21 protein-coding genes and 5 pseudogenes are annotated in these 25814 nt (G+C 58.3%); 18 read left to right on the forward strand and 8 right to left on the reverse strand.

The window, feature by feature from the left end; genetic code table 11:
- Positions 1-228: 228 nt before the first annotated feature.
- Entirely contained in the window at positions 229-573 is a 345-nt protein-coding gene (locus DW49_RS0107665; protein WP_032618249.1) for a zinc ribbon domain-containing protein YjdM, read from the forward strand.
- A gap of 345 nt (positions 574-918) precedes the next feature.
- Positions 919-2142 carry a sugar transporter gene (locus DW49_RS0107670; protein ID WP_005614960.1) on the forward strand — a complete coding sequence of 408 codons (1224 nt, stop codon included), beginning with the start codon at positions 919-921 and terminating at the stop codon, positions 2140-2142.
- 62 nt (positions 2143-2204) lie between these two features.
- On the opposite strand, the gene pcsA is transcribed toward DW49_RS0107670, so the two are convergent.
- Together pcsA and DW49_RS0107680 are read right to left on the reverse strand one after the other, a co-directional pair.
- The gene (pcsA, locus tag DW49_RS0107675; RefSeq protein ID WP_003380309.1) at positions 2205-2924 is read right to left on the reverse strand and encodes a phosphatidylcholine synthase; all 720 of its coding nucleotides are present in this window, start codon (positions 2922-2924) and stop codon (positions 2205-2207) included.
- Positions 2925-3011: 87 nt separating this feature from the next.
- Entirely contained in the window at positions 3012-5027 is a 2016-nt protein-coding gene (locus DW49_RS0107680) for an alkaline phosphatase D family protein (protein WP_005614961.1), read from the reverse strand.
- 276 nt (positions 5028-5303) lie between these two features.
- Between DW49_RS0107680 and DW49_RS1000000134185 the strand changes: the two are divergent.
- Together DW49_RS1000000134185 and DW49_RS1000000134190 are read left to right on the forward strand one after the other, a co-directional pair.
- Positions 5304-6086 (forward strand): annotated as a pseudogene (locus tag DW49_RS1000000134185) (MCP four helix bundle domain-containing protein); the annotation flags it as partial.
- Positions 6081-6944: a methyl-accepting chemotaxis protein gene (locus DW49_RS1000000134190; RefSeq protein WP_414813064.1), complete on the forward strand. Its 864-nt coding sequence runs from the start codon at positions 6081-6083 to the stop codon at positions 6942-6944. The pseudogene DW49_RS1000000134185 and the gene DW49_RS1000000134190, both read left to right, overlap by 6 nt.
- A gap of 8 nt (positions 6945-6952) precedes the next feature.
- On the opposite strand, the gene DW49_RS0107690 is transcribed toward DW49_RS1000000134190, so the two are convergent.
- Both DW49_RS0107690 and DW49_RS0107695 read right to left on the reverse strand, forming a co-directional pair.
- Positions 6953-7390: a GNAT family N-acetyltransferase gene (locus tag DW49_RS0107690; RefSeq protein ID WP_005614963.1), complete on the reverse strand. Its 438-nt coding sequence runs from the start codon at positions 7388-7390 to the stop codon at positions 6953-6955.
- A gap of 75 nt (positions 7391-7465) precedes the next feature.
- A complete protein-coding gene (locus tag DW49_RS0107695; protein ID WP_005614964.1) occupies positions 7466-8662 on the reverse strand; it encodes a GGDEF domain-containing protein in 1197 nt (398 codons plus the stop codon).
- 343 nt (positions 8663-9005) lie between these two features.
- On the opposite strand from DW49_RS0107695, the gene gmd reads away from it, so the two are divergent.
- Complete coding sequence (gene gmd / locus DW49_RS0107700; RefSeq protein WP_005614966.1) at positions 9006-10052, forward strand: GDP-mannose 4,6-dehydratase; 1047 nt, start codon at positions 9006-9008, stop codon at positions 10050-10052.
- A 77-nt stretch (positions 10053-10129) separates the two neighbouring features.
- On the opposite strand, the gene DW49_RS0107705 is transcribed toward gmd, so the two are convergent.
- Together DW49_RS0107705 and DW49_RS1000000132805 are read right to left on the reverse strand one after the other, a co-directional pair.
- Entirely contained in the window at positions 10130-11089 is a 960-nt protein-coding gene (locus DW49_RS0107705) for a GDP-mannose 4,6-dehydratase (protein WP_005614968.1), read from the reverse strand.
- Between the two features lie 54 nt (positions 11090-11143).
- On the reverse strand, positions 11144-11350 hold the full coding sequence (locus tag DW49_RS1000000132805; RefSeq protein ID WP_024421208.1) for a hypothetical protein: 207 nt from the start codon (positions 11348-11350) through the stop codon (positions 11144-11146).
- Between the two features lie 88 nt (positions 11351-11438).
- Between DW49_RS1000000132805 and DW49_RS1000000134195 the strand changes: the two are divergent.
- From DW49_RS1000000134195 to DW49_RS01000000128175, 6 genes and pseudogenes are all read left to right on the forward strand, one after another.
- Positions 11439-12062, forward strand: a pseudogene (locus DW49_RS1000000134195) (PAS domain-containing protein); the annotation flags it as partial.
- 165 nt (positions 12063-12227) lie between these two features.
- Positions 12228-12662, forward strand: a pseudogene (locus tag DW49_RS1000000134200) (methyl-accepting chemotaxis protein); the annotation flags it as partial.
- 219 nt (positions 12663-12881) lie between these two features.
- Entirely contained in the window at positions 12882-13283 is a 402-nt protein-coding gene (locus DW49_RS0107720) for a PAAR domain-containing protein (protein WP_005614971.1), read from the forward strand.
- Positions 13283-13848, forward strand: a pseudogene (locus DW49_RS01000000128170) (PAAR domain-containing protein). The gene DW49_RS0107720 and the pseudogene DW49_RS01000000128170 overlap by 1 nt, the downstream one beginning before the upstream one ends.
- Positions 13845-14570: a VRR-NUC domain-containing protein gene (locus tag DW49_RS0107730; RefSeq protein ID WP_005614972.1), complete on the forward strand. Its 726-nt coding sequence runs from the start codon at positions 13845-13847 to the stop codon at positions 14568-14570. Before DW49_RS01000000128170 ends, DW49_RS0107730 begins: the two are co-directional and overlap by 4 nt.
- A 9-nt stretch (positions 14571-14579) precedes the next feature.
- Positions 14580-15636: pseudogene (locus DW49_RS01000000128175) on the forward strand (type VI immunity family protein).
- A gap of 219 nt (positions 15637-15855) precedes the next feature.
- Here DW49_RS01000000128175 and ycaC read toward each other — a convergent pair.
- Complete coding sequence (ycaC, locus tag DW49_RS0107740) at positions 15856-16482, reverse strand: isochorismate family cysteine hydrolase YcaC (RefSeq protein WP_005614975.1); 627 nt, start codon at positions 16480-16482, stop codon at positions 15856-15858.
- A 153-nt stretch (positions 16483-16635) separates the two neighbouring features.
- Positions 16636-18207 (reverse strand): alkaline phosphatase D family protein, encoded by a 1572-nt coding sequence (locus DW49_RS0107745; RefSeq protein WP_005614976.1) that lies wholly within the window; start codon positions 18205-18207, stop codon positions 16636-16638.
- 285 nt (positions 18208-18492) lie between these two features.
- On the opposite strand from DW49_RS0107745, the gene DW49_RS0107755 reads away from it, so the two are divergent.
- The 7 genes from DW49_RS0107755 to mltA all read left to right on the forward strand — a co-directional run bounded on the left by DW49_RS0107755 (position 18493) and on the right by mltA (position 25759).
- Complete coding sequence (locus DW49_RS0107755; RefSeq protein WP_005614978.1) at positions 18493-18900, forward strand: ExbD/TolR family protein; 408 nt, start codon at positions 18493-18495, stop codon at positions 18898-18900.
- A complete protein-coding gene (locus tag DW49_RS0107760; protein WP_024419867.1) occupies positions 18900-19673 on the forward strand; it encodes an energy transducer TonB family protein in 774 nt (257 codons plus the stop codon). The genes DW49_RS0107755 and DW49_RS0107760 overlap by 1 nt, the downstream gene beginning before the upstream one ends.
- 20 nt (positions 19674-19693) lie before the next feature.
- Positions 19694-21976, forward strand: coding sequence for a TonB-dependent receptor (locus tag DW49_RS0107765; protein WP_005614981.1), 2283 nt, complete (start codon positions 19694-19696; stop codon positions 21974-21976).
- 26 nt (positions 21977-22002) lie between these two features.
- On the forward strand, positions 22003-22653 hold the full coding sequence (locus tag DW49_RS0107770; protein WP_005614983.1) for a MotA/TolQ/ExbB proton channel family protein: 651 nt from the start codon (positions 22003-22005) through the stop codon (positions 22651-22653).
- A 63-nt stretch (positions 22654-22716) separates the two neighbouring features.
- Entirely contained in the window at positions 22717-23970 is a 1254-nt protein-coding gene (locus DW49_RS0107775; protein WP_024419866.1) for a phospholipase D-like domain-containing protein, read from the forward strand.
- On the forward strand, positions 23967-24452 hold the full coding sequence (locus tag DW49_RS0107780) for a GNAT family N-acetyltransferase (protein WP_024419865.1): 486 nt from the start codon (positions 23967-23969) through the stop codon (positions 24450-24452). The genes DW49_RS0107775 and DW49_RS0107780 overlap by 4 nt, the downstream gene beginning before the upstream one ends.
- Positions 24453-24556: 104 nt before the next feature.
- Positions 24557-25759: a murein transglycosylase A gene (mltA, locus tag DW49_RS0107785; RefSeq protein ID WP_005614989.1), complete on the forward strand. Its 1203-nt coding sequence runs from the start codon at positions 24557-24559 to the stop codon at positions 25757-25759.
- Positions 25760-25814: the final 55 nt, after the last annotated feature.

Below are 25814 nucleotides of genomic sequence, written 5' to 3' on the forward strand. Positions count from 1 at the left end.
CGTTTGGAACGCTAAGGGAGAAGATATTTTGAACAAAATACAGCGAGCCCGCGCGGCAATGAGCACGCAGGCATGAGAGAAGTTAATTTTGAGACGGCACACTAGCTCAGGTATCGGCATCTGTCCAATCGTCGAGGTCGGTAGGGAGGGGTAAAAAACCGGTCTTTAACCTGAAACGGGAAAAGCCCTTTATAATTCATGGTTTTTACCCCCCTTGATGCGAGAACCATTGTGAGCTTACCGTCCTGCCCGAAATGCAATTCCGAATACACCTACGAAGACGGCAGCCTGCTGATCTGCCCGGAATGCGCCCATGAATGGTCCGCTGACGCCAGCAGCGCCGATGCTTCCGACGACGTGAAGGTCATCAAGGACTCCACGGGCAATGTGCTGCAGGACGGCGATACCATCACAGTGATCAAGGACCTGAAAGTCAAAGGCTCATCGCTGGTGGTCAAGGTCGGCACCAAGGTCAAGAATATCCGTCTGGTCGATGGCGACCACGATATCGATTGCAAGATTGATGGCATCGGCGCCATGAAGCTGAAGTCCGAGTTCGTTCGCAAAGTCTGATTCAGACAGGCGATCTATTCAGCTCGCACGCCCCGCCAGTCACTCGACAGGCGGGGCGTTCGCGTTTTAAGGCAACTGCCTACCGGCGGTCACTTGTAAAGTCTCAGACGTATGGACGGGTTGTGATCCACCTGAGCGGTCCGTAGAATTCACATCCTGGCTGGATCCCCCATATTCACAATAATCCACTTTGCACACTGCGCTCGATCATGACTGTCGAGCGGAGCGTTTTTGCGTTGGTTTTTCAGTGGGGCGAGCCGTGGTTTTCGGTACAGGTGCCATGCGTGCTTTCAAGGCGTGGCGGTCGGCCATCAGGTCGGAACATTTTTAGAGAGCTGTAGATTCTTGATCACTTCACCTCCCAATGAACAAACCGGTGAGCACACCGGCAGCTGGCTGGGCGTTTTCGCGCTGGCCCTGGCGGCCTTTATTTTCAACACCACCGAGTTTGTGCCGATCGGCTTGCTGAGCAACATCGGCCAGAGCTTCGACATGACGCCGGCACAAGTCGGTTTGATGCTGACGATCTACGCCTGGGTCGTCTCGTTGATGTCGCTGCCCATGATGTTGGTGACGCGCAACATTGAGCGCCGCAAACTGTTGATGTTTGTGTTCGGCCTGTTTGTGGTCAGCCACGTCATCTCTGCGATGGCGTCCAGTTTCGCGATTCTGCTGGTGAGCCGGGTCGGCATTGCGTTTGCGCATGCGGTGTTCTGGTCGGTCACGGCGTCCCTTGCCGTGCGCATCGCGCCGCCGGGCAAACAAGTCCAGGCCCTCGGTTTGCTGGCGACCGGCACTTCGCTGGCGATGGTTCTGGGTATTCCGTTGGGACGTGTGCTGGGTGAAGCTCTTGGCTGGCGCACCACATTCCTGGGTATCGCCGGAGTCGCTGCGCTGGTGGTTTTTCTACTGGCACGCGCGTTGCCGTTACTGCCGAGCCAGAACTCCGGCTCGCTACGCAGCCTGCCCATCCTGTTCAAGCGTCCGCGCCTGATGGCCATCTACCTTCTGACAGCCATCGTGGTGACTGCGCACTTCACCGCCTACAGCTACATCGAGCCGTTCACGCAGACCGTATCGCGCCTCAGCGGTGAAATGACCACCATCTTGCTGCTGGTCTTCGGCGGTGCCGGAATCATGGGCTCGATTGTGTTCAGCCTGTTCAGCGACCGGTTTCCAAACGGTCTGTTGATCACTGCCATTGGCACCCTGGCGGTCTGCTTGCTGATGCTGTTGCCACTGTCTGGCGACGCTACGATGCTCGGCACGCTGACCGTGGTCTGGGGGATGGCGATCATGTGCTTCGGGCTGTTGCTGCAGGCGCGCGTGCTGGCGCTGGCGCCGGATGCGACCGACGTGGCGATGGCGCTGTTCTCGGGGATATTCAACATCGGCATTGGCGGCGGTGCCCTGCTGGGCAGCGTCGTCAGCAGTCACCTGGGCGTGGCGAATGTCGGCATTGTAGGCGGCCTGTTGGCCCTTGGCGGGTTGGGGCTGGTTTGCTATACGACGTTTCTATTCGGCAAGACGCAGCCTCATGCAGAGATGCAGGCTGACGCTAAACACTGATCCGTACAACACTTGCTGACTGCGCAAGGCAGTCAGCGAGCAAGCGGGTTCAGGTCTTCAAGTCAGGCCTTGAGCCGGCCCAGCCATTCCAGCGACGTTCTCCAGATACAAATCCCCAGAAAATACGCTGACATCGCCAGCCACAAGCCCATGACGAGCGGACCATTGTGCGGATGGTTGATAATCAGCAGCGCGCTGGCCAGCAGCCATACCGTGGTGACTGCAATGTTGAGCGGCATGAAACGGCGCACGCGGAACGGGTGCAGAAACTTCATGCGGGTCATGGTCAGCAACGCCAGGGCGATGATGGTAATGAACGTCAGCCACGGCGCGGGTGACAGAATATAAAGGCACAGCGCAACGACGTTCCAGGCGGCGGGGAAGCCCTGAAAGTAGTTGTCCTTGCTCTTCATATCGACATTGCAGAAGCAAAACAGCGACGAAACCAGAATCACCGACACGCTCAACAGCAACGTGTAGTCCGGCACCGGAATGTAGCGGTAGATGAACAGGGCCGGGATAAACACGTAGGTCAGGTAGTCGATGACCAGATCCAGTACCGAGCCGTCAAAGTGCGGCAATACCGAGGTCGTGTTGACCTTGCGAGCCAGCGAGCCGTCCACTCCGTCGACAATCAGAGCGGCACCGAGCCACAGCAGGCAGGCTTTGGGTTCATTGTTGAACAGGGCGATAGTTGCCAGAAACGCAAGGACGACGCCGGTGGCGGTGAAGCCATGCGCGCCCCAGGCGTTGAGTCTGGCTATGCGTTGATTGGTAATCACGGGGGCGCTCTCCAGGAAATAATGCTTGCCAGGGCGTGCCGCAAACCTGACTGGTAGCAACTATCGACCCGGCAATCGCCGATAAGTTTAGCGGTGACTATCCCTTGTTTCCCGGTTGTTTTCCAGAAAACCGCGATCGTTACCGGACCGTTCGTCTCTGTATTCCTCCGGTTCGACGAAACGAGTGGGCGAGTCACCATTGGCATTGAGCTGGTTGATCCGTGTCGGCTGGCCTTGGTCATTGAAAAATACCTGACCGACACCTGCCGAATTCCATAAGCGTTCACCGGCCTTGCTGTGCTCGGGCGTGCGCGGGATGACCTTCATCAGGCGTCGCTTGGTGAACCAGTTCAATGGTGAGCGGGGTGAGTATAACCAGCGATTCAGCCGATCAAAAGTATCCAGCAAGCGTCGGGGGAATTCATTCTTGATACCGCTGCTGGTGATCTGCCAGATATGCGGGCTGCCGCTGCGATGGCGAATCAGAATCTCGTAGACGAACGAGTAGTGCACATCGCCTGAGAGAATCACGTAATTGCCCGGTGTTCTGGAGTGGCGAAAGATGTTCAGAATGACATTGGCTGCGCCGCGGTGGGCCATCCAGTTCTCTGCATCCACCAGCAACGGATAGCCGCACCAGCTGAAAACCCGCTGTATCGCCTCTATCAGCTTGACGCCAAACACCGGGGCAGGCGACACGATAATGGCTGACTCATGATCGATCAGTTCCTGTTGCAGTTCGCAGAGTGCTTCCCAGTCCAGCAAGCCTGACGGATGGTTGAAATTCGATTCGCTGCGCCAGCGCCGGGTCCGGGTGTCCAGCACCACCAGCGCCGGGTGGGTCGGCAGCACATAATGCCACTGCTGAAACTTCAGCAGATGATCGATCAGGGTGTTCTGGGAGGCGCTGTCCAGCCAGTGATCGTTGCGCACAGCCTCGCTACTGAGGGCATGCGCCTGCCCGACGAGTTCGTTGAGCGCGTCAGGATTGTTGCCCCAGCCCTGACAGAGCAAGTAGGCAAGCAGGGCGTTGCCGATGATGCGCTTCGAGAACGGGTGGCCATACGCAGTTTCTTCCCAGTTCGCCGACAGGTTCCAGTCATCGGTGATGTCATGGTCATCGAAGATCATCATGCACGGCACATGCGCCATCGCCCGCGCCACGCCGCCCAGCCCGGCAACGAAACCATCGATCAGTTGCTGCTCTTTGGCGTAACGTTCCAGCTCCTCGGCGTCGAGTTGTGGCATGTCCGGCTCGATCAACGTCCAGGGCGTAGGCGACCAGACCAGCAGGTACATCGCAATGACTTCTGCCAGGGTCACCAGGTGGTTGTCGGCGGTGCTGCTGGTGAACACCGGCTTGCTTGCGCCGCCGAAGAAACGCTCGCGCAGGGTGTCGTTGCTTTTCAGTGCAGGCAGCAGGTCGGCACGCTGGTAATAACTGGCCGGATGCCGATAAAGGCTGGCGCTGTCATCGACCACCGCACCGTCGAGTTGCTCGTCGAACAGGCCCAGCCGTTCGATCAGCGCATGAATGGCGCGCAGCATCGGGCCGGCGACGTCATCGGCGTAAATCTGGTCGCCGCTCATCATCAACAGGGCAGGGCGTTGCAGTGGGTCTTGGGTGTCGGCCAGCAAACGGTCGACACAGAGCAGGCCTTCTGCGGCGCAATGGTGTGGCTTGCGGCAGGAGCCGTGCAGCAAATGGTCGATGCTGCTGCGCACGACAAAGTCCGGATAACCGGCACCTTCGTACAGCAGGTGCGGTGCCCATTCTGCAATACCGCCCGGTTCGCCCTCGACCCGCAGGTCGTAATCGACCCATGTGTCCAGGGGCAGGTCGGCCTCCAGTTGCAGGTCGATCAGGTGAATGAACGCATGGCGACCCACTGCAACAACCTGACACTGCTGGCCGGTCAGGGGGTAATCGATAAAGCCGCTTGATGAACCATCAGCAGCGCCATGACGCAGACTCAACGTCAGGTTCAGCGGGCGCGAACCTACCAGCCACAGCACCAGACGGCCGGCTTCCTGACGACGTAACAGTGGGCCTGCGAGGATGGATGGCAGTGATTCGGAGTGTTCGGCGGACGAAGAGGACATCCTGATTCAAGGCTCTGATGGATCGTAGGCCGGATAGTAACGCAGCAGGCGTGGAAAGTTCTTGTTACACAGTTGGGTCGCCAGGCTCAGCCTGTTTCAAGGCATTGCAGCGAGGGAATATGAGCCGCGATCACTTGACCGGATGAAACGCATGGTTGTGCAGCTTCAGTGATGCGTAGCGTTGCCGATAGACACTTCTACACAACGTTCGAAAATTGCCGGTATCCCCTGCAAAACCGCGCATTCTCCGCCAATGCTAACGCGAGAATTCCGATTATGAACTGGTTCTACAACGCCAAGCTTTCTACCAAGCTATTCATCTCATTCGCACTGTGTGCGTTGATTACCCTCGGGGTGGGTACGGTTGCCAGTCGGGGTATTGCCGAACTTGCGAGCAATCTCAAACTCGCGTTTTCCAACAACCTGGTGTCGGTGTCCAAAACCAACGAGGCGATGACCAATGTGGTCGAACAGAATCGTGACCTGTATCGCCTCATCACGGTCGTGGCTGCCAATCCGTCGCAAGGTGCAAAAGATGATGTCATCGCCAGCCTGCGAAAAAACCGCGCTGAAGCAGAAAAGGCGTATTCAACCTATCGTGCCACGCCACTTGAAGATGACGAACGCGCTGCGGGCGATCAGATGGACAAGGACTGGCCCGCCTATCAAGCGCTGGTTGATCGGGCGATGGGCATCATAACTTCCGGTGATCTTGGTACGGCAAGGGCGCTGGTCGATGGCGAGGTCCGCACGGCCTACCTCAAGGTCATGGACGAGCTGAGCATCATGGTTGGCTCCAACAATCGTCAGATCGGCGAAGGCGCTATCGCTGCCGAGAAGACAGAGTCGACAGCCAACCTCAATCTGTACATCGGTATCGGCGTGGCGTTCGTGGTCGCGTTTGTCCTGGCACTGTTTATCAGTCGGGTAATCAGTTCACCCATCGCTTCCGCACTGGTCAGTGCGCAGCGTATTGCCGGTGGCGATCTGACCCAGCCGATTGTCAGCACTCACCGCGATGAAGCAGGCTTGATGCTCGCGGCCCTGGGTGACATGCAGGCCAGCCTCAAGAGCACCATCGGGCAGATATCCAGCGCCGCCGACCAGTTGGCCTCGGCTGCAGAAGAACTGAATGCGGTGACCGAAGAAAGCAGTCGTGGCCTGACGCGACAGAACGATGAAATCCAGCAGGCCGCTACCGCCGTCAACGAAATGACCGCAGCGGTCGAAGAAGTGGCGCGCAACGCCATGTCCACCTCCGACGCCTCGAAGCAGACCAGCACTGAAGCGGCTACTGGCCGTGATCAGGCCCGCGACGCAGTGACTGCGATCAACAACGTCAGCAACGAGATCAGCAGTTCGACCACGATGGTTGAAGAGCTCGCCGGGCGTGTTCGCGAGATCGGCAAGGTGCTCGATGTGATTCGCGGTATTGCCGAGCAGACCAACCTGTTGGCGCTCAATGCGGCCATCGAGGCTGCCCGTGCGGGCGAGCAAGGGCGTGGTTTTGCCGTGGTAGCAGACGAAGTACGCGCCTTGGCGGCCCGCACTCAGGCGTCCACGGGCGAAATCGAAACCATGATCGGCAGCGTCCAGGCCAGTGCCGATCAGGCCGTGCGCGCCATGGGCAACAGCCGCACGCTGGCGAGCAACACCCAGTCGCTGGCCCAGGCCACCGGCCAGTCGCTGGAGCGCATCGCCAAGAGCATTGCCGAGATCAACGATCGCAACATGCTGATTGCGACCGCATCCGAAGAACAATCCCATGTCGCCCGCGAGGTGGACCGCAACCTGGTCAACATCCAGGACCTCTCCACCCAGACCGCCGCTGGCGCTCACCAGACCAGCGCTTCAAGTCAGGAGTTGTCTCGCCTGGCCATTTCCTTCAACGACCTGGTCGGCCGATTCAAGGTCTGACATAGGGATCAGGACTGTTCGCCCGGCAGGCGCTTCTGGAAAAAGAAGCGCTTGCTGCCGGGCGGATAGTCATCGATCTGGCCGAACTCGGTGTAACCGTGACGGCGGTAGAAATCCGGTGCCTGGAAGTCGAAGGTGTCCAGCCAAATCCCGACACAGCCCTTCTCGACGGCCAGATCCTCGGCCATCTGCATCAGGCGTGAGCCCATGCCCTGGCCCTGGGTTTGTTCCGGCACGACCAGCAACTCGATAAACAACCACTGATAAAAAATGCGCGCGTGCAGGCCACCGAGAACTTCCCGGGTCTGATCATCGCGAATAAACATCGCCACCTTCTCTGACTTCCCGTCACCCGCCTGCTCGGCATTGAAACGCTTCAACGGTTCCAGAATCGCCAGACGATCCTCTTCCGTGGGGTTTGTATTGATGTCGATATGCACGCTCATGCAGTGGCTCCCAGCCAAATGATTGCGCGTCGAGATTAAAGCCGGAAGCGGGCGGGGTAAAGATGTCAGGAGCCATTATGGCTGGCAAAATACACAGTTGCGCCCGGCGTGCTTGGCGGCGTACAGCGCGTTATCGGCAGCGCTGATCAGCGTATCGTAAGTGATCAGAGGGGCAATCCCCGACGCGACGCCAAGACTGATGGTGACGTGCGCGTCTTCGCCCAGGGCCAGGTGCGGCAGCTTGAGGGCGGCCACCGTGGCTTTCAGGGTCTCGGCCATCTTCGTGGCCTGCCCGGCATCGGCATTCATCAATACCAGCACCTCTTCACCGCCGAACCGGAAGGCCACTGCACCGCCGTCATTTGCGCTTTGCTGGATTGCCTTGCAGAGCAACTTGAGGCAAACATCACCCTGTGGATGGCCGTAGTTGTCGTTGTAGGATTTGAAGTGGTCGATGTCCAGCAAAATGATCGCCACGTTTGCCGGATTTTTCCGGGCACGTTCCCAGACCGACGTCAGCACTTCATCCTGATAACGTCGATTGAACAGGCGGGTCAGCGCATCGGTGCGTGCAAACTCCAGCAACTGCACTTGCAGCAAGCGTCCGCGCAGCGCAAACAGATAACTTAGACGGCTTGCCCGCTCCAGACAATAGGAAGCCATCAACAGCAGCATGACCGTCGAGACGAACAGCAGGGCATTGGCCTGCCAGATGACGAAGTCCGCGAAGTCTGCAATGTAGGTTGTCACCAGTTGAATGATCAGCATGCAGGACAACGCGGCGGCGGCATGGCGCAGCGGCAACTGCTGGATCATGGTGCAATAGACCATGATCAACAGCATGCCCAACTGATAAAAGATCTGATACGGGCTCTCGCTGTAAATCATCACCACCATCGGCATGAGCGAACACAGCACCGTCGCGACCGCCGCAGTGCTCTCCATCGCCCGACGAGAAGCAAGGCGCCGAGCCAGGATCAGCAGGATGATGAACATCGGCGTGATCAGGCACAGACGGCCTATCGCCACGTAGACAAAAACATCGCGCAGAATCAACCAGTCGGTGATCAGAAACAGGTTATAGATCAGGCTGTCGCCGATACCCATTGCAGTCAGAAACTCACGCCGTTGCGGCCGTGTTTCCGTTTGATAACGTCGCTCAAGGCCACGGCTGAAGCACAGCGCTCCGACCCCTGAAGTAATGGTTCGCTCGACCTCGGCAAGGGTTTGCGAATCTTCAGGGCTGGGACGATCAAGTGTTGAAGCGAGCATGTTGCACCGGGACTTTGACATCGAGAGACTTGGGACAGTACGCATGATGCCTTAGTGCCACCAAACTGCAGCATGCTAATTTCAAATAGCGACCGGCGGTCTGCGGGGTCTTTGCTGAAAGGATTCAGGTGCGCTTCCGAGCGCGAATTTTTGATCCCCGCTGTCCAATCTCAAGCGCAGGTTATTTGAAATTGACCGCTTGCACTTCAAGTTCTGGATCTATAGTGATCAGGTGCTTCGACTCAAACTCTGTGGGTGCCTTCGAAGCGAGCGTGCTGCAATTCATGACTGGATCGCAGCACAAATAACGTTAGTCGAGCCAGCCCCAGACCGGAATCCTATTATGAGCGCACCGCAAGAATCCGTAATTATCACTGGTATCACGGGCCAGGATGGCGCGTACCTTACTCAGTTGCTGTTGGAAAAGGGCTACAAGGTTTACGGTACGTTCCGTCGTACCAGCTCGGTCAACTTCTGGCGTCTTGAAGAACTCGGCGTCGCCAGACACCCGAATTTGCATCTGGTTGAGCATGATCTGACGGATTTGAGCGCCAGCATTCGCTTGTTGCAGAAAGCCGAACCCACTCAGATTTACAACCTGGCCGCATTGAGCTTTGTCGGTGTTTCCTTCGATCAGCCCATAACGACTGCTGAAATCACAGGGCTGGGCGCCGTCAACCTGCTTGAAGCGATTCGGATCGTGAACCCGAAAATACGCTTTTATCAGGCCTCCACCTCTGAAATGTTCGGCCAGGTGCAAGAGGTTCCTCAGGTTGAAACGACTTCGTTCTATCCGCGTAGCCCCTACGGTGTCGCCAAGTTGTATGCGCACTGGATGACCATCAATTATCGGGAGTCCTACGGTATTTTTGGCGCCAGCGGCATTCTGTTCAATCACGAGTCGCCCCTGCGCGGTAAAGAGTTCGTCACCCGCAAGATCACCGACGCAGCTGCTCGAATCTCACTGGGTCTGCCGCACGTTCTGGAGTTGGGTAATCTGGACGCACGGCGTGACTGGGGGTTTGCCAAAGAGTATGTCGAAGGTATGTGGCGCATGCTGCAAGCCGAAGAGCCCGACTCCTTCGTTCTGGCAACCAACCGATCAGAAACGGTTCGTGACTTTGTATCCATGGCTTTCAAGGCTGTCGACATTAACCTTGAGTGGGTGGGCAGCGCGGAAGACGAGCGGGGCATTGACGTCAGTACAGGCAAGTCCCTTGTGCAGATCAATCCGAAGTTCTATCGCCCCTCTGAAGTCGAGTTGCTGATCGGCAATCCTGAAAAAGCCAGAAACGTGCTCGGGTGGGAGGCCAAAACCGGGCTTGAGGAGCTTTGTCGATTGATGGTTGAGGCTGACCTGAGGCGCAACAAGAACGGCACCTCGTTCTGATTGGCGGTCGGCCTTCAACCTGAGGCGTTCGTCAGGGCGTTATCAATTATGACGCCCTCACTGAAAGCCCTGACTGATTAAACCGCCGAAATCACCTCGTGACGCCAGTAGTTCAACAACGCTTCGAGCGTATCGTCCAGTTTCGTCCTGGGCTTCCAGCCGGTGGCACAGCGCATGGCGGAGTTATCGCCGAAGGCGCTGGGTATGTCTGAAGGACGCATCCGGTCCGGATCGATTGTCACCTCGATGACGCTTGAACTCAGTGCCATCAACTGCGTGAGTAGCGTCTGCAGGCTTGTCGGCTCTCCGCGGCAGATGTTCAGGCACTCTGGATAACGCTCCTGCTCGTCGGCGAGCTGCAACAGCGTGACGTAGGCATCGCACACATCGTGCACGTCGAGAAAGTCCCGCGCTGCCTGCAGGTTGCCAACCTTCAACTGAGGGGCCTGTTTCCCGGCTTCAATCAACGCGATCTGCCGGGCAAATGAAGCCGTCGCGAAATCAGGCGATTGCCTGGCGCCGATATGATTGAAAGGGCGAACGACGATACCTTTCCGGCCCTGGCGGAAATACTCATTGAACGCTGCCTCGGCGGCAAGCTTGCTGGCTGCATAGGGGTTCATGGGTTTGCAGACACTGTCTTCGCCCAGCGCAGTGCCTTGCTTGAAGGTCTCGCCGTACACCTCCGACGAGCTCACAAACAGCACAAATGCCTCCGGGGCGCTTCGCTGCAGTGCTTGAAGCAGGTTTACGCTGCCCATGACGTTGGTTTGCCAGGTCAGGACAGGGTCGTTGAAGCTGGTGGGCACATGAGTTATCGCGGCCAGATGCACGACATGAGTGGGAGCCGCCCGAGACAGTGCTTGCTCCAGGCCACTGGCATCGCGGATGTCACAACGCAATGATTCGTCAGCATGCGATGACAGAGCTGACTCGGCACCGACCAGCGCGATGACATGATGACCCGTCTGGCGCAGCATGCTGCACAGGATCTGACCCACAAAACCGTTTGCACCAGTGATCAGAATGCGTCGCATCGTCGGGCCTCTCATTGACTGTGTCAGGTAATGGAGCTTAACAGATGCGGCTGATCAGGCAGGCCGTATGCGCTGCCGGTAAATGCTGGCCTCGCCTGCCTGATTTTTGTCATCACGCTGGGTCAGGCCGGGTTTTTCAGTTTTCAAGCCCCACCGGTCAAGAAAAATCCTAATGGGATTTTTCATGGCCAGACGAAATGTCTTAATCCGGTCTACGCTTGTGCCGATATCATCGTACAACCCCACAAACGGTGCAGCCATGTTCAATACTCGCTTGAAAAAGGAATTACAGGCACAGCAGGCCGAGTTATCCATGTACCGGCAGATGCAGAAAGGAATGGACGCGCGCATGGTGTCGTTGAGTCTGGACGCCAGCAATCGTATTGCCCACGCCAATGACAACTTCCTCAGAGCGCTTGGCTATACGGCCGAGCAGTTACTGGGCAAGGACCTGGACCAGATGGTGCCGACTTACGTCAAACAGCTCGATTGCTACCGCAACCTCAAACTGGCAGTGCAGAAGGGCGAGTCGGTGATCGACAACTACCGTTTTCTGCATGCCGACGGCAGCCTGGTGTGGGTTCGCGCCATGTGGCAGCCGGTTCTGGATGACCAGGGCAAGCTGATGACGCTGCAGTGCTGCGGGTCGGATATCACCCAGACCGTCGAGACCGCTGCCGAGAACTCTGCCTTCATCCAGGCCTTGCTGCGCTCTACCGCTGTGATCGAGTTCGACCTTGGCGGCCACGTGCTGACGGCCAATGACCAGTTTCTGCGAGGCATGGGTTATAATCTGGCGCAGATCAAGGGCAAACACCACAGCCTGTTCTGTGATCCGGCAGAAACCTCACTGGCACCGTACCGTGAGTTCTGGGCGATGCTCAACCGGGGCGAGTTCGTTGCCGGGCGCTTCAAGCGTATCGACAGCAGCGGGCGTGAGGTCTGGCTGGAAGCTACTTACAACCCGGTCCACGATGCTCAGGGCAAGCTCTACAAGATCGTCAAGTTCGCCACGCTGGTGACCGATCAGGTGGCTCGCGAAGACGAAGTCAGTCAGGCGGCAAGCGTGGCGTTCGAAATTTCCCAGCAGACCGACGTCAGTGCCCAGCGTGGCGCAGACGTGGTGCAGAACACCGTGCAGACCATGCGCAAGATTTCCGAAGAGATGCAGTCGGCGTCCTCAGGCATTGAAGCGCTGGGCAAGCAATCGCTGTTGATCAGCTCCATCGTGCAAACCATCGGTGGCATTGCCCAGCAGACCAACCTGCTGGCCCTCAACGCCGCCATCGAAGCCGCGCGTGCCGGTGAGCAGGGCAGAGGCTTTGCCGTGGTGGCTGACGAAGTTCGACAACTGGCCGGCCGCACCAGCGCGGCAACCGAAGAAATCGTCAACGTCGTGCAGCAGAATCAGGCACTGGCCGATGAAGCCGTACGCGGCATGGCCAACAGCCGCACCCAGGCGGAACAAGGGCTGGCACTGGCCAACGAAGCCGGCGCGGTGATCGTCGAGATTCAGGAAGGCGCCAAACAGGTGGTGGGTGCCGTCGGGCGGTTCGCCAATCAGTTGAAGTAGTGCCCTCTGCTCTCCGAGACTTCGTCTCAACTGTTGCGCATTAAATAGACGAAAAGGCTTTTTCGCGATTAAGCGGAAAAGCCTTTTTCTTTTGAGCAGCGACTTTTCCTACAGTTATTTCGCTCAAAACGGCGCGCGTTTGTCTGACGCCAAACCGTTAGCGTGATGCCTGTTCGCTTGGCAAAATCCCCGCACAGACCATAACTGCAGGGAGCAACCATGAGCGACATGAAAACCGATGCAACACGCCTGGCCGACGAGTTCATGGCGAAGGTAGCGATCAAACCCGTTAAAAAGCGCTTTCCGGTCGCAACCGAAGGCTCGACCACACAACGCGGTGGCCGTATCGTCGCCACCAGCAACATGCAAACGACGGGCGGGCGCGTGGCACTGGTGGGAGACCTTGCGCATTACCCCGATGGCAGCCAATCGTGCATCGTGTCTGGTGCAGGCCCTGCAATGCCCTATGAAGATCATCAAATCGCCTTGGTGGGCAGCCTTTTTGAAAATGGCGACGTCATCACCGGTCCCGATCACAGCGGGATAGTCGTCGTGGAGTATGCCGACGAGTCGGCGGTTCCAGGCCTGCTCGACCCCGTTTCCCCAACGGGAGCATCGTAATGCTGCCCCTGATCGTGATCGGCGATATGACTTCCCACGGTGGCGTCGTTGTATCGGGTGCCGCCACCATGTTGATCAATGGCAAGGGGTGCGCGCGTATAGGCGACATGGTGACGTGCCCGCGTTGTAAAGGCGTGTTCCCGATCGCCGATGGCGATCCCAGCCTCATCGAAGACGGTAAAGCCATTGCCTATCATGGCTGCCGGACTACCTGCGGCGCGATGCTCTATTCCAGCCAGGTCAGCACCATGACCTATCCCTCCAGCGGCGCGGCCTCGGGCGTCCAGGGCGGCTTTATCTATAGATTTGGCAGCATCAGCCCCGCCTGGTGGCGGGCTATGAGGATGAGCCGCTGGATTCATCCGCGAAGGTCTTTCGCGGTCGCTTTCAAGTGCTGGATGCAGCGACTGGCAAGCCCATCGCTGGCCAGCCAGTGCGTGTGCGCTCGTCCGACGGCCAGTACCTGACCGGCAGCACCGATGACGAAGGTTTCACCCAATGGGTCGAACGCGACACCGACGAAGCGCTGGCGTTTTACCTCATTGAGGAACCCGGCCAATCATGAGCGAGCCCATAAAGCCCGGTGCGCCGTTAGCCAATGGCGAAATGTCCCCGGAGGGCAGCACCACGCCGGTGAAACTCAGCCAGCCCGAACTGGACTTCGCTGACAAGAAAGTGCTGTGCTCGGCGATCTGTAAATGCAAGAACACGCCGGGCATCGGCAAGGACGGTCGCTCGCTCAAACAGTCCTGCGTCTCCGGACAGCTCAAAGCACTCGACGGCATCCTCCAGCACCGCAGCCTGTACAAGCCGGAGGTCAACTACGACATGACCCGACAACCTCCGGCGCCCATCATGGACCGGAGCGTGGAAACCAAAGGGCACGACTGGCTGCCCGGCTGGATTAAGAAGTGGTGGGATGCGCCGGATGATCAGGGCTCCCGGCGACCGCCATTCATCGCCGGTGAAGGCATGGTTCGGCGGCCAGACGTGGTGATCGTCAACGATCCGACCAAGCCTCCAACGCAGGACAATATCAAGCAGGTTGTGGAGATAAAGTTTCCGCCGGATAAGATGAGCGAAGCTCAGCGGGAGGCCTACACCGTTATTGCCGGGGAAGAGGACAAGCTCGTGGAGTTAGAGCCTGGTCATTGCGACTGTAATCAATCCGAGCATAATCCTTCCAAGATTCCGGTTGAGCAGCTCGGCCCCGCTGTTATGGTTACAGGCATTGTGTACATGCTGTTGACTAAACGCCCGCCCCCTGGAATGGTGCCTGCGCTTTAAGGACTCGATATGACCGACTTACCGTTCGACCCTATTCAGTTGATGCGTGAGCATCCCGAGAAAATGCGTATTCCTGGAGGGCTGCTGACCAAGCAGGGACCGCAGGAGTATGTAGGCGGCGTGCCTGCAATTACCGGTACGTTATTCTTCAATGATGCGCACCTGCCTGAGGTACGCGAGGCTATTTGTCTGTGCTTCGACGAGTATGAAGCCCTCGCCAAGGAACACCTGACATGGTTGTGGCGTGAGGAGCCACCAGAGGGTCCGGACAAGTTTGCCTATTCCAAGGCTCCGGCAATGCGGACCATGATGAAACGCATGCATGAAAACGACTTGGTCAGCTTTACCTACATTAGTGGTAAACAGGCTCATGACGCCGGTGACTGGGAGTTCAAGGTCTTCGGTCGGCGCGGCTGGGAGGCAAAAATGATCGTGCGCGGCACCTCAGCGCTGCGTTTCAGCGTAACATCCGGCTGCTTTTCAAGCGATGTTCGTGAGTTTTGCCAAGCGCTTGAAGGCTATTCATGGCTATGGCGGTCATGGTCTGGTGCTGTCTGCCGTGCGCATGAGTGACAATCAGCCATACGAGGCTTTTCTGGCCGAAAAACTACACGGGCTTGATGTGGGTCATCCTGTTGCCGGGTCTACTCATGCCCACAAAGGCATCAAAACCGTCTCATGGCTGACGGCCTTGAGTCATGAGCTGGTAGAGAAAATAGGCGGGGTAGGGGAAATTCAGGCCGAACTGCCGATGGACTGGTTTGCGCTCTATGACTACGGTTCAGGGCTGGTCATCCAGTCCGGGCCTACACCGGAAGCCGCGCCGACTGATCAACCAAAGCCCGCCCGGTTGGTGTTGCCGAACAGACTGTTCAAGGCAATCCGTGCCCCAAAGTTCAGCCTGCACTACGCTTCCAGGGACGGCGAGCCACGCATCATCGGCTGGGCAGCCGAGCAATGGCTCAAACGCTTCGATATCGAAGAGGATGAGCTGATGGCTTACAAAGCCAGACTGCTGGATGAGCCCAGGCTGACCAAAGCCACCACGCTGCCGGATCGTTTGTGATCTCACCTGCTCACTATCATTATCGTTCCAACGCTCCAGCGTAGGAATGTGGTTCGTGACGCTCCGCGTCACACATTCATGACGCGCCGCGCGCTCAAGATCGGACGCAGAGCGTCCAGAACTGCATTCCTACGCTGGAGCGTGAGGAACGATAATCTCAACTGTCGTGCCATGAATTCGATATGGCATACCCATGTCGAACCCCATTAGCAACAGCCTCTACCGAGCAGTCAGTGCCGAATAGCTGTTCATCAGGTTGCGGTAGTTCGGGATGCGCTCGGAAAGCAGGTTACCCAAACCTTCGATGTCGTTGCGCCAGTCACCCTGCAGCTCACAGGCCACCGAGAACCAGTTCATCAGTTGTGCACCCGCCTGCGTCATGCGCGACCACGCGGCTTGTTGAACCGTGGTGTTGAAGGTGCCGGATGCATCGGTGACCACGAACACTTCAAACCCTTCAGCCAGTGCCGACAGGGTCGGAAAGGTCACACACACGTCGGTCACTACCCCGGCAATGATCAGCTGCTTGCGGCCGGTCGCCTTGATCGCCTTTACAAAGTCTTCGTTATCCCAGGCATTGATCTGACCTGGACGCGCAATGTACGGCGCATCGGGAAACATGGCCTTGAGCTCCGGAACCAGCGGGCCGTTGGGGCCTTGCTCGAAACTGGTGGTGAGGATGGTCGGCAGTTTGAAAAACCGGGCCAGGTCAGCCAGCGCCAGAACGTTGTTCTTGAACTCGTTCGGCGAGAAGTCCTGCACCAGCGAGATCAGGCCTGTCTGGTGGTCGATCAGCAGAACGATGGCGTCATCTTTGTTCAGGCGGTTGTAGGGGGTGTTGGTCATGGTCAAGTCCTTTCGTTTGGGTGGGTGAGGTCTGGCGTGCAACATGGGCTCAGATTAGTAGTTCACCGGAAAGGTAAAAAGCGCCTGAGGCGGGTTTTACTGTCCCCCCACAGTGGACAATACTGTCCCAAGCCGGTTTATCCCGACATTCGCCTACCCGGCAACAGCCCCTGCCTTTCCCGCCTCCACGACGAAGCGCTTGAGCGTCGACACGTTGGCCGCTGGGTTCAGCACATCTGAAACCACCTGAAAGCGGGTCAGCATCTGTTGCTCGCTCAGGTCCACGGCCACATAACCGCGCTGGCGGCTGTCAAAAAACTTCACATGGGGGTTGAGCCCGAGAATGCTGTTGAAGGCGTCGAATGGCGGTCCGCTGGAGGTGACCGAGGTGCCGACGAACTCAGTGGCGACGACGGCTGAATCCGGATTGCCCGCATCGGCGTGCAGGTCGGTGGTCCAGAACGAATGGATGTCGCCACCCCAGAACACCGGGTTGCGGGTCTGGTGACGTTGCAGGGATGCCAGCATGCGCTCGCGGGTCGCCGCGTAGCCGTCCCAGCCGTCGGTCCAGTGGCCCAGCGCCTGCGTTTTGAGATTGCGCTGTTCCAGCGGAGCGACCAGCAAGTCCTGGGCAATGACATTCCATTGTCCAGGTGACTCAGCGAAGCTGCGGTCCAGCCAGGCTTCCTGTTCCCAGCCAAGCATGGTGCGTTTCGGGTCACTCAGATCCGGGCAATCGCTGGGCGCTACGTAGCCTCGACGGCTACCGTTGGCCTGAATGCACGCCTGTTCGGAACGGCACTGCCGACCGTCCAGCACATGAAAGCGTGCCAGGCGGCCATAGTCCAGGTTCCGGTAAATACGCATGTCCGGCCCCTTGGGCAGGCTGCTGGCGCGCAACGGCATGTGCTCGTAAAACGCCTGATAAGCGGCCGCTCTGCGACGCAGAAAGCTCTCTACCGGAACGCCCGGATCCTGGGACCACTGCGCGGCATAATCATTCTGCACTTCGTGATCGTCCCAGGTGACGACGCTCGGCGCGCAAGCATGCAGGGCTTGCAGGTCCGGGTCGGTCTTGTACTGCGCGTATCGGTTGCGATAGCCCGCCAGGTCCATCGGGTCTGATGTGGCATGGCGGCGCGGGAACTGGATATTTGCTGGAGAAACGTTCATCTCATAGATGTAGTCACCCAGAAAGAACACTAGATCCGGCCGCTCCGCAGCCAGGTGTCGGTAGGCGCTGAAATACCCGGCTTCCCAATGCGAACACGAAACGAAGCCGAACCGTGCCGCGGTCATGGCCATTGCCGGCGGTGCCGTGCAGGCCTGACCCACCGGGCTTTGTGCGCCCAGGCTTTCAAACTGATACCAATAGGGCCGCCCCGGCTGCAAGCCGCTCACTTCAACGTGCACCGAATGCGCAAAGCGTGACTGGGCGGTGGCTTGACCAGAGCGCACGATGCGCGTCATGGCGGCGTCGCTGGCGATTTTCCAGCGCACCTCGACGGGTTTGCTCAAGCCGCCGTCGCCTGCCGGGGTGATCACCTTGGGCGCCAGACGTGTCCAGATCACAAAACCATCAGGCAATGGATCACCGGACGCCACGCCCAGCGTGAACGGATAATCGACACCTGCACTGCGGGCAAACGGGCTGAGGATCGACAGCAGTGTGGCCCCGGCCACGCCGGTAATGATGCGGCGGCGGTCCGGATTGAAATCGCTCATGACAGGGCCTCCGACGCTTCGTACTGCGCGCGCAACAGCCCGAACAGCGACATGTCGTTGAGCAGACCTCGTTTCTGAATGCACATCGGTGTTTTCCGTCGAGATAAATGCTCAAACGCTGCCGCGTTGCGATGGCGTTTGCGTGACAGGTGCAAGAAACATTTAAGTGCCATGCAATGTGCGAACAAAGGCCATGTAACCGTCATGTATCGTTCTTGTAAAACTAACCGATCGGTCATGTTCGGTTGCTAGATTTTCGGCCTCTAAGAAGAGGGAGAAGCTGGCATGAGAACGTGGGACGAACCCAAGAAGCGTAAGGCGCACATCGAACTGATCCCGATGATCGACGTGATGATGTTCCTGTTGGTGTTTTTTGTGCTGGTAAGCCTGAACGTGATTCCGGCTTTGGGCATGAAGACCCAGTTACCCAGTGCCAGCAGTTCCCAACAGCTGAAGCCGCAGAACAAATCGATCCTGACCCTGGGCCTCAACGGCGAATTGCAGCTCGATGGCAAGGCAACCACCGTTGATGCGCTGGTGCCTGCCTTGAAGGCGCTGGAAAAAACTGACACCAAAACAACCATCATTGTAAACAGCGACAAGGGCGTTGAAGTTGCGCGTCTGGTCGAGATCATGGACACGTTGCGTCTGGGTGGATTCACGTCCGTTTCCATCGCTACGCGTAAATCCTGATGTATACCCTGTTTCGGATGCGTCAGTGGCTGGGCGGCTTGCCTGCGCTGGTGGCGCTGATTGCAATCGTGATCGGCGTGCAAACCCGGCCTCTGAAAATGGAGCCGGTCTACGATGAGTCTGCCGTGGAACTGGCGCTGGTCGAACCCGAACCGCCTGCTCCGCAGCCTTTGGCGCAGCCCGAGCCGCCTCCGGTACAGCCCGAAGAGCCACCACCTGCGCCGCCCGTCATCGAGAGCGAAGAGTCCGAGCCTGCGCCGCCACCGCCTCCCAAGCCTGTTCCCAAGCCAGAGCCCAAGCCAGAACCCAAGCCTGCGCCTAAACCAGAACCGCGCCCCAAACCGTTGCCCAAGCCGGCAGTGGCCAAACCCGTCGAACCGGTTCAGGCCCCCAGCAAGCCGATAGCCAGCGCCCCGATTTCAACGCCGTCACCGCCTGCGCCACCCGCGCCGCCGAAAGTGGACACTCAAGGTATAGAGGGCGGCTACCTCAAAGGGCTGCGCAACGATCTGGACGGCTACAAACAGTATCCGACCGGACGTCAGGCCTCACTGGAGCGCCCGAGTGGCGAAGTGGTGGTGTGGTTGTTGGTCGATCGGCAGGGTCGCGTGCTGGATTCCGGCATTCAGACCCAGGCCTCCAGCATGCTGCTCAATCGAGCCGCGACCAATAGCCTGCGACGCATCAAGCAAGTCAAACCGTTTCCCGAACAAGCCTTCGGCGGGCGCAACGAACAGCGCTTTACCGCCACCTTCAACTACAGCGTGCAATAGCACTGACAAGGAACAAAGTGATGAAGTTTTCCAGGATTCACCTTGCGTTGGTCGCCGCTGGCATGAGCCACGGCATGGTCATGGCTGACCAGAGTGTGAGTGACGTCGGTACCATTGGCGTGCAGGGCAAAGCGACTGCCGGTGGCGGTTACATGGTTCAGGAGGAAAGCATCAAGGCGCGTTCCACCGTGACCAAGGAGGCGCTCGACAAACAGACTGCTACCGGTAACGCGATCGACAAGCTCAAGTACACCCCGGGCCTGAATATCTCGAGCGAAGACGCCACCGGTCTTTCGGGCTTCCGTTTTACCATGCGCGGGCTTAACTCCGATCAGGTCGGCATGTCGGTAGACGGCATGCCGATCAATGACTCCGGCAACTACGCGCTGTATTCCAACTTGTTGGGTGACCCGGAAAACATCGATCAGATATTCGTCACCCAAGGTTCTGCCGAAAGCGATGGCCCGCATATCGGCTCCAGCGGCGGCAACATCGGTATTGTGACCATTCGGCCCACCAAGGAAACCGGCGTGTTCGTCAAGCAGGTGGCGGGCAGCAACGGCACTTACAAGACCTTTGCACGGCTCAACACCGGCGAAATCAACGGGCTGAGCAACTGGCTGTCGATGTCTCACACCGAAGGCCAGAAGTGGCGCGGTGAGGGTGCTGTGCGCGCTGACAAGGTGGAGTGGAACAGCTTTTTCGACATGGGCTCGGGCAACACCGCCAACCTGATCCTCAAGTATCACGAGCAGGACAACAACAGTTACAGCCAGCTCACCAAGAGCCAGTTCCAGCAGGGCGGGCGCAAGTTCGACCCCTACCCGTCGACGCCAGCGCTGGGCAGTAACGGCAAGCTGTCCAGTTATTACGAGCTGGCGCAAAACCCCTTCCAGACCTTCACCGGTGTGCTCAATACCCAATTCAAACTGGCCGACAATCTGGCACTGTCAGTCATTCCGTATTACTTCTGGGGTAACGGCAGCGGTGTCAACAGCTCTTCTTACGCGCTCAATCGCGGCTCGAATCAGAACGGCGTATTCGACCTGAGCAACCTGCCGACTGCAGCGGCCTACAACGCAGACGGTTCATCGACCACTGGCGTTTATTACCGGCCTTCGCGTACCCAGACCTGGCGCCCGGGCATCACCACCAAGCTGAACTGGGATGTCAACGACGAGCACAGCGTGCAAGTCGGCTACTGGTATGAGCGGGCGCGCCAGTTGCAGACCCAGCCTTTTATCCGTCTGAAGAGCAACGGCAAGCCGGAAAGCATCTGGCCAGACTCCGACTACATGGTCGATGCCAACGGCAATGAGATCCAGGGTAGGGACCGCTATACCGTAACGCCGGCGCAGAAAGTCTGGGCCCAGGACACCTGGTATTTCGCCCCTGACTGGACGTTGATTGGCGGCCTGGCTTACATGAATGTGAAGCGCGAAGGCACCAACCACGGCAGCCTGACCGAGCGCCCGGAAGAGCGTGACCAGACGTATAACAAGCTGCTGCCCAACGTGGGTCTCAAATACCAGCTGGATGAACGTGACCAACTGTTCTATAGCCTGTCGCGCAACATGCGCGTGCCACAGAACTACGTACTGTATGACCAGGGTGCAGGCTCTATCAACAGCAAACCGGAAACCAGCTGGAACCACGAACTGGGCTGGCGTTTCACCGATCAGGACATGACGCTGGCGGCCACCCTGTTCTATATGAAGTTCAAGGATCGCCAGGTCTCATCCCGTGATATCAACGGTGACTTTGCCGACATCAACGCCGGTGCAGTGGACAACAGCGGTCTGGAACTGGAGTGGAGCGGCCTGCTGCCCAACCATTTCAACTACTACACCTCGTACACCTACACCCGCGCCAAACAGAAAGATGACCTGACGGTGTTCAACAACGGCGCAGCCATCGAATTGCCGACCAGCGGCAAGCAGTTCGCCAACGTACCGAAGAATATGCTGGCGGCCAATATTGGTTACGACGACGGCAGTTATTACGGCACGTTCGGCGGCAAGGTCACCAGCAAGCTCTATGGCGACCTGACCAACGACGAAAGCATTCCGGGACGGACCATCTTCAATCTGGGCGCAGGTATCTATCTGCCGGTGGACAAGAAAATCGTCAAGGACGCCACCTTGCGCCTGAACGTCGACAACCTGTTCGACAAGAAATACCTGGACGGCGTTTACACCACCAAAACCAACGCAGGCACTTACAGCGGTTTCCGCGATGGCGACCCGGCCTACATCGTCGGCGTCGAGCGTACCGTCACAGTTTCCCTGGAAGCCAATTTCTAACCCTTCATTGACCAGAGGTCTGCGCCATGGACATGAATCAGCTCCACGACATCACCTTCTATGTGATGTACGCCGCCATCGCGATTGCGATCTTCGTCGCGATTGAACGCGGCATCTACTTTGCCTACGTGCGTCGCCAGTCGCGGGCGCTGCAAACGGCACTCAGCGCGTCAGTGCACAGTGAAAAAGACCTGCCGGAAGCGCTGACACGCCGCATCAGCCTGCCGCTGGAAATGGTGTTGCCGGTACTGGCGCAGAAAAACGCTCACGGTTCACGCCGGGACCTGGATGACGTCATTGAAACCCAGTACCTGAGCACTCGCGCGCCGCTGTCCCGCAGCCTCTGGCTGATCGAAACCATCACCACCGCAGCGCCCTTGCTGGGGTTGCTGGGGACGATTCTGGGCATCATCGATACCTTCAAAGCCCTCGCCAGCGCCGGCGTGTCCGACCCCGGTCAGATTTCTGCCGGTATCGGTACAGCGTTGTTCGCGACAGGTCTGGGTATTGCGATTGCGTTGTTCTGCGTAGTCTTTCACAACTATTTTCAGGACAGCCTTGAGCGCATCAACGATCAACTCAAGATCCTCCTGATCCGTGCCGCCAGCGGGGCGCGGGTGCAGGGTGAAATGCCGCATCCGGTCGCCATTCCCCAGCCCAATTTCCGGACGGCATGATCAACACATCGGCGCAGGTCTCTGACGTGCGCCGCTTTCGCCTGTTCTGGCCATGAGACTGCCATGCACTTCTCTATCTGGTTACGCTCGACGTCCATACGCTATCGCAGCCTGATTGCCGCATTGCTGCTCAGCAGTCCGGTTGCCTATGCGGATTTCGCCATTCCCGGTTTCGAACTGGTGCACACCGTGCCCGTCGGGACCGACCTGCAAACCCCGGACCTGCGAGCGCCTGGCGATGTCTGGCGCGAGCTGTTCGATGGGGCTCGCGAGCGTATCGATATCGAACAGTTTTATGTGGCCGATCAGCCAGGCTCGGTGATGGGCAAGGTGCTTGAAAGCCTTACTGCAGCGGGGCAGCGCGGGGTAAACATCCGTTTTCTGCTGGAAGAGAAGGGCTTGAAGCTTTCCGATCCAGAAACCCTTGCGCGATTGCGGGCGATCCCCAACCTCACCTTGCGGGTGCTGCCTTATGCCAGGCTGACCGGCAGCGGCATCATCCACGCCAAGTTCTTCGTGGTAGACGGCAAACAGGCTTTTATCGGCAGTCAGAATTTCGATTGGCGTTCACTGGAACACATTCACGAAACCGGTTTGCGTATTGACGAGCCCACGGTCGTGCGCCAGACGCAGGCTGTGTTCGATCAGGACTGGCGTGCCCAGGCGGCCATCGCCGACGGCAAGCCTGTTTCTGCCCCTGTTGCACCTCCCGCCACCGGCTCATCGCCCGGTGGCAATTATCTGGTCGCCAGCCCGCAGCGTTATAACCCATCGGGCGTGCGCGACTCCGAGACCGAGCTGCCGCGTTTGCTGGCGCAAGCCAAAAGCGAGGTTCGTGTCCAGTTGCTGGACTACGCGCCCCTGTCCTATGGGCCTGATAAAACCCGGCCGTATTACGCGGTCATCGACAACGCCCTGCGCAGCGCCGCCGCCCGTGGCGTGTCCATCAAGCTCATGGTTTCGGACTGGAACACCGGCATGCCCGAGGTCGCCTATCTGAAAAGTCTGGCTCTGGTGCCCAACGTACAAGTGCGCATCGTGACGTTGCCAATGGCCGCTCAGGGTTTCATCCCCTATGCACGGGTGATCCACAGCAAAACCATGGAGATCGATGACCAGGTCGCCTGGGTCGGCACCAGCAACTGGCTCGGCGGCTACCTCGACAACTCGCGCAACCTGGAAGTGGTGATGCACGACAGCGCGATGGCCAGGCGCATCGGTCTGTTGCATGCGCAACTCTGGGATGGGCCGTATGCCAAGCCCATCGACATCAATCGCGACTACCCGGAACCGCATCCGGGCCAGAGTTCGAAATGAGCTTGGTTGTGCGTGCGATGGCCGATAGCGATTGGTCTTCTCTGGCTCATATGTTCGAGCAACCGGTATTTCGCTGGTGGACGCTTCGGATGCCGTATCAGTCTTCCAACGATATAAAAAAGCTTGTTGAGAATCGAGCGTCCTCTGGATTGTCATTGGTTGCTGAATTGGATGGCTTAGTTGTGGGGTGCGCCATGCTTTATAGATTTCAGGGGAGAAGGCAGCATGTAGCTGATTTCTGGATGGGCGTCGACGACCGTCATCATCGTCAAGGTATTGGTGGGCTGATGTTAAAAGAGCTGACCGATACCGCCTCTCGCTGGCAGAACATTAAGCGTCTGGAGTTGGTGGTCTTCATTGATAACGAGCCTGCTATCGAGCTTTATAAGAAAAATGGCTTCGTGGTAGAGGGCATACACAAGAAATACGCTTATCGGAATGGTGAATATATAGATGCCATAAGCATGGCGGCAATCTACTAAGGTCACCGGCTAAGCTGCGAATGCAGCTCCCCACTAGGCCCCTAGGCCTCATTCCGCCACAATGACGCCCTTTACCCACCAGCCTGCTGCAGGCTGTAAACGGATTGGTGCTGCTGATGATGTTCTCCCTCAAGCCGTGGTCGCGGGGCCTGGCGCTGGCTTTGCCATTGGCCGTTTTGCTGACGGCGTGTGACAAGTCCGATAAACCGGTAACGCCGCCGGCTGCGCCGCACACCACTTACACTCAGGCCTCTTGGGAGGCGCTGCCAGCGGTTTCCGAGGCCGATTTGCAAGCCGGTTTCGCCGCATGGCGCAGCGCGTGTGTTCGTTTGAAGGCTGATGCGGTCTGGGGGCCGACGTGTGCGGCGGCGGCGAGCGTTGCGGCGGCACCGGATGCGACGCAGATCCGTACGTTTCTGCAGGGGCAGTTGCAGGTCTACAGCTTGCGTGCCGACGGTGGCAGTGCCGATGGCCTGATCACCGGCTACTACGAACCTGTTTACCCTGGCAGCCTGACCCGGACGGCGACCGCCAATGTGCCGGTGTACGGCATTCCCGATGACCTGATCGTGGTTAATCTGGACAGCATTTACCCTGAGCTCAAAGGCAAGCGTCTGCGCGGCCGGCTTGAGGGGCGGGTGCTCAAGCCTTACGACGATGCCGCGACCATCAACGCGCAAGGTTTGAATGCGCCGGTGATCGCCTGGCTGACCGACCCGATGGACCTGCAGTTCCTGCAGATTCAGGGCTCCGGGCGGGTTAGCCTGGAAGACGGCTCACAGTTGCGTCTGGGCTACGCCGATCAGAACGGTCGTCCGTATCGCGCCATCGGCCGTTGGCTGGTGGAGCAGGGCGAGTTGAAGAAGGAAGACGTGACGATGGGCAGCATCGCTGCCTGGGCCAAGGCGCATCCGGAGCGGGTCAGCGAGTTGCTGGCCAGTAACCCCAGCTACGTGTTTTTCGGCCGTAACCCTGACAGCAACGAAGGCCCGCGTGGCTCGCTCAACGTGCCGCTGACGCCGGGTTACAGCGTGGCCATCGACCGCAAGGTGATTCCGCTGGGCAGCCTGCTCTGGTTGTCTACCACGCGACCGGATGGCAGCAGCGTGGTGCGCCCGGTTGCTGCGCAGGACACGGGCGGTGCGATTGCGGGTGAAGTCCGCGCTGATCTGTTCTGGGGCACTGGCGATGAGGCCGGGAAGCTGGCAGGTGACATGAAACAGAAAGGCAACATCTGGTTGCTATGGCCCAAGGGCATGGCGTTGCCGCAGACTGTCGATGCAGCACCTGCGCCCGCCAGCCACTGATTTAATTCGATCCTTCCCTTGAGCGGCTATATATCCGATCCATTGGATATATAGC

Source organism: Pseudomonas avellanae BPIC 631 (assembly GCF_000444135.1).
Taxonomy (GTDB): domain Bacteria; phylum Pseudomonadota; class Gammaproteobacteria; order Pseudomonadales; family Pseudomonadaceae; genus Aquipseudomonas; species Aquipseudomonas avellanae.

Excerpts from the sequence above, each read along its gene's own strand:
- DW49_RS0107680 (WP_005614961.1), bottom strand. The coding sequence starts at position 5,027 with ATGTCCTCTTCGTCCGCCGAACACTCCGAATCACTGCCATCCATCCTC.
- DW49_RS1000000134190 (WP_414813064.1), top strand. The coding sequence starts at position 6,081 with ATGCAGGCCAGCCTCAAGAGCACCATCGGGCAGATATCCAGCGCCGCC.
- DW49_RS0107690 (WP_005614963.1), bottom strand. The coding sequence starts at position 7,390 with ATGAGCGTGCATATCGACATCAATACAAACCCCACGGAAGAGGATCGT.
- DW49_RS0107695 (WP_005614964.1), bottom strand. The coding sequence starts at position 8,662 with ATGCTCGCTTCAACACTTGATCGTCCCAGCCCTGAAGATTCGCAAACC.
- gmd (WP_005614966.1), top strand. The coding sequence starts at position 9,006 with ATGAGCGCACCGCAAGAATCCGTAATTATCACTGGTATCACGGGCCAG.
- DW49_RS0107705 (WP_005614968.1), bottom strand. The coding sequence starts at position 11,089 with ATGCGACGCATTCTGATCACTGGTGCAAACGGTTTTGTGGGTCAGATC.
- DW49_RS1000000132805 (WP_024421208.1), bottom strand. The coding sequence starts at position 11,350 with ATGGCTGCACCGTTTGTGGGGTTGTACGATGATATCGGCACAAGCGTA.
- DW49_RS0107720 (WP_005614971.1), top strand. The coding sequence starts at position 12,882 with ATGAGCGACATGAAAACCGATGCAACACGCCTGGCCGACGAGTTCATG.
- DW49_RS0107730 (WP_005614972.1), top strand. The coding sequence starts at position 13,845 with ATGAGCGAGCCCATAAAGCCCGGTGCGCCGTTAGCCAATGGCGAAATG.
- ycaC (WP_005614975.1), bottom strand. The coding sequence starts at position 16,482 with ATGACCAACACCCCCTACAACCGCCTGAACAAAGATGACGCCATCGTT.
- DW49_RS0107745 (WP_005614976.1), bottom strand. The coding sequence starts at position 18,207 with ATGAGCGATTTCAATCCGGACCGCCGCCGCATCATTACCGGCGTGGCC.
- DW49_RS0107755 (WP_005614978.1), top strand. The coding sequence starts at position 18,493 with ATGAGAACGTGGGACGAACCCAAGAAGCGTAAGGCGCACATCGAACTG.
- DW49_RS0107760 (WP_024419867.1), top strand. The coding sequence starts at position 18,900 with ATGTATACCCTGTTTCGGATGCGTCAGTGGCTGGGCGGCTTGCCTGCG.
- DW49_RS0107765 (WP_005614981.1), top strand. The coding sequence starts at position 19,694 with ATGAAGTTTTCCAGGATTCACCTTGCGTTGGTCGCCGCTGGCATGAGC.
- DW49_RS0107770 (WP_005614983.1), top strand. The coding sequence starts at position 22,003 with ATGGACATGAATCAGCTCCACGACATCACCTTCTATGTGATGTACGCC.
- DW49_RS0107775 (WP_024419866.1), top strand. The coding sequence starts at position 22,717 with ATGCACTTCTCTATCTGGTTACGCTCGACGTCCATACGCTATCGCAGC.
- DW49_RS0107780 (WP_024419865.1), top strand. The coding sequence starts at position 23,967 with ATGAGCTTGGTTGTGCGTGCGATGGCCGATAGCGATTGGTCTTCTCTG.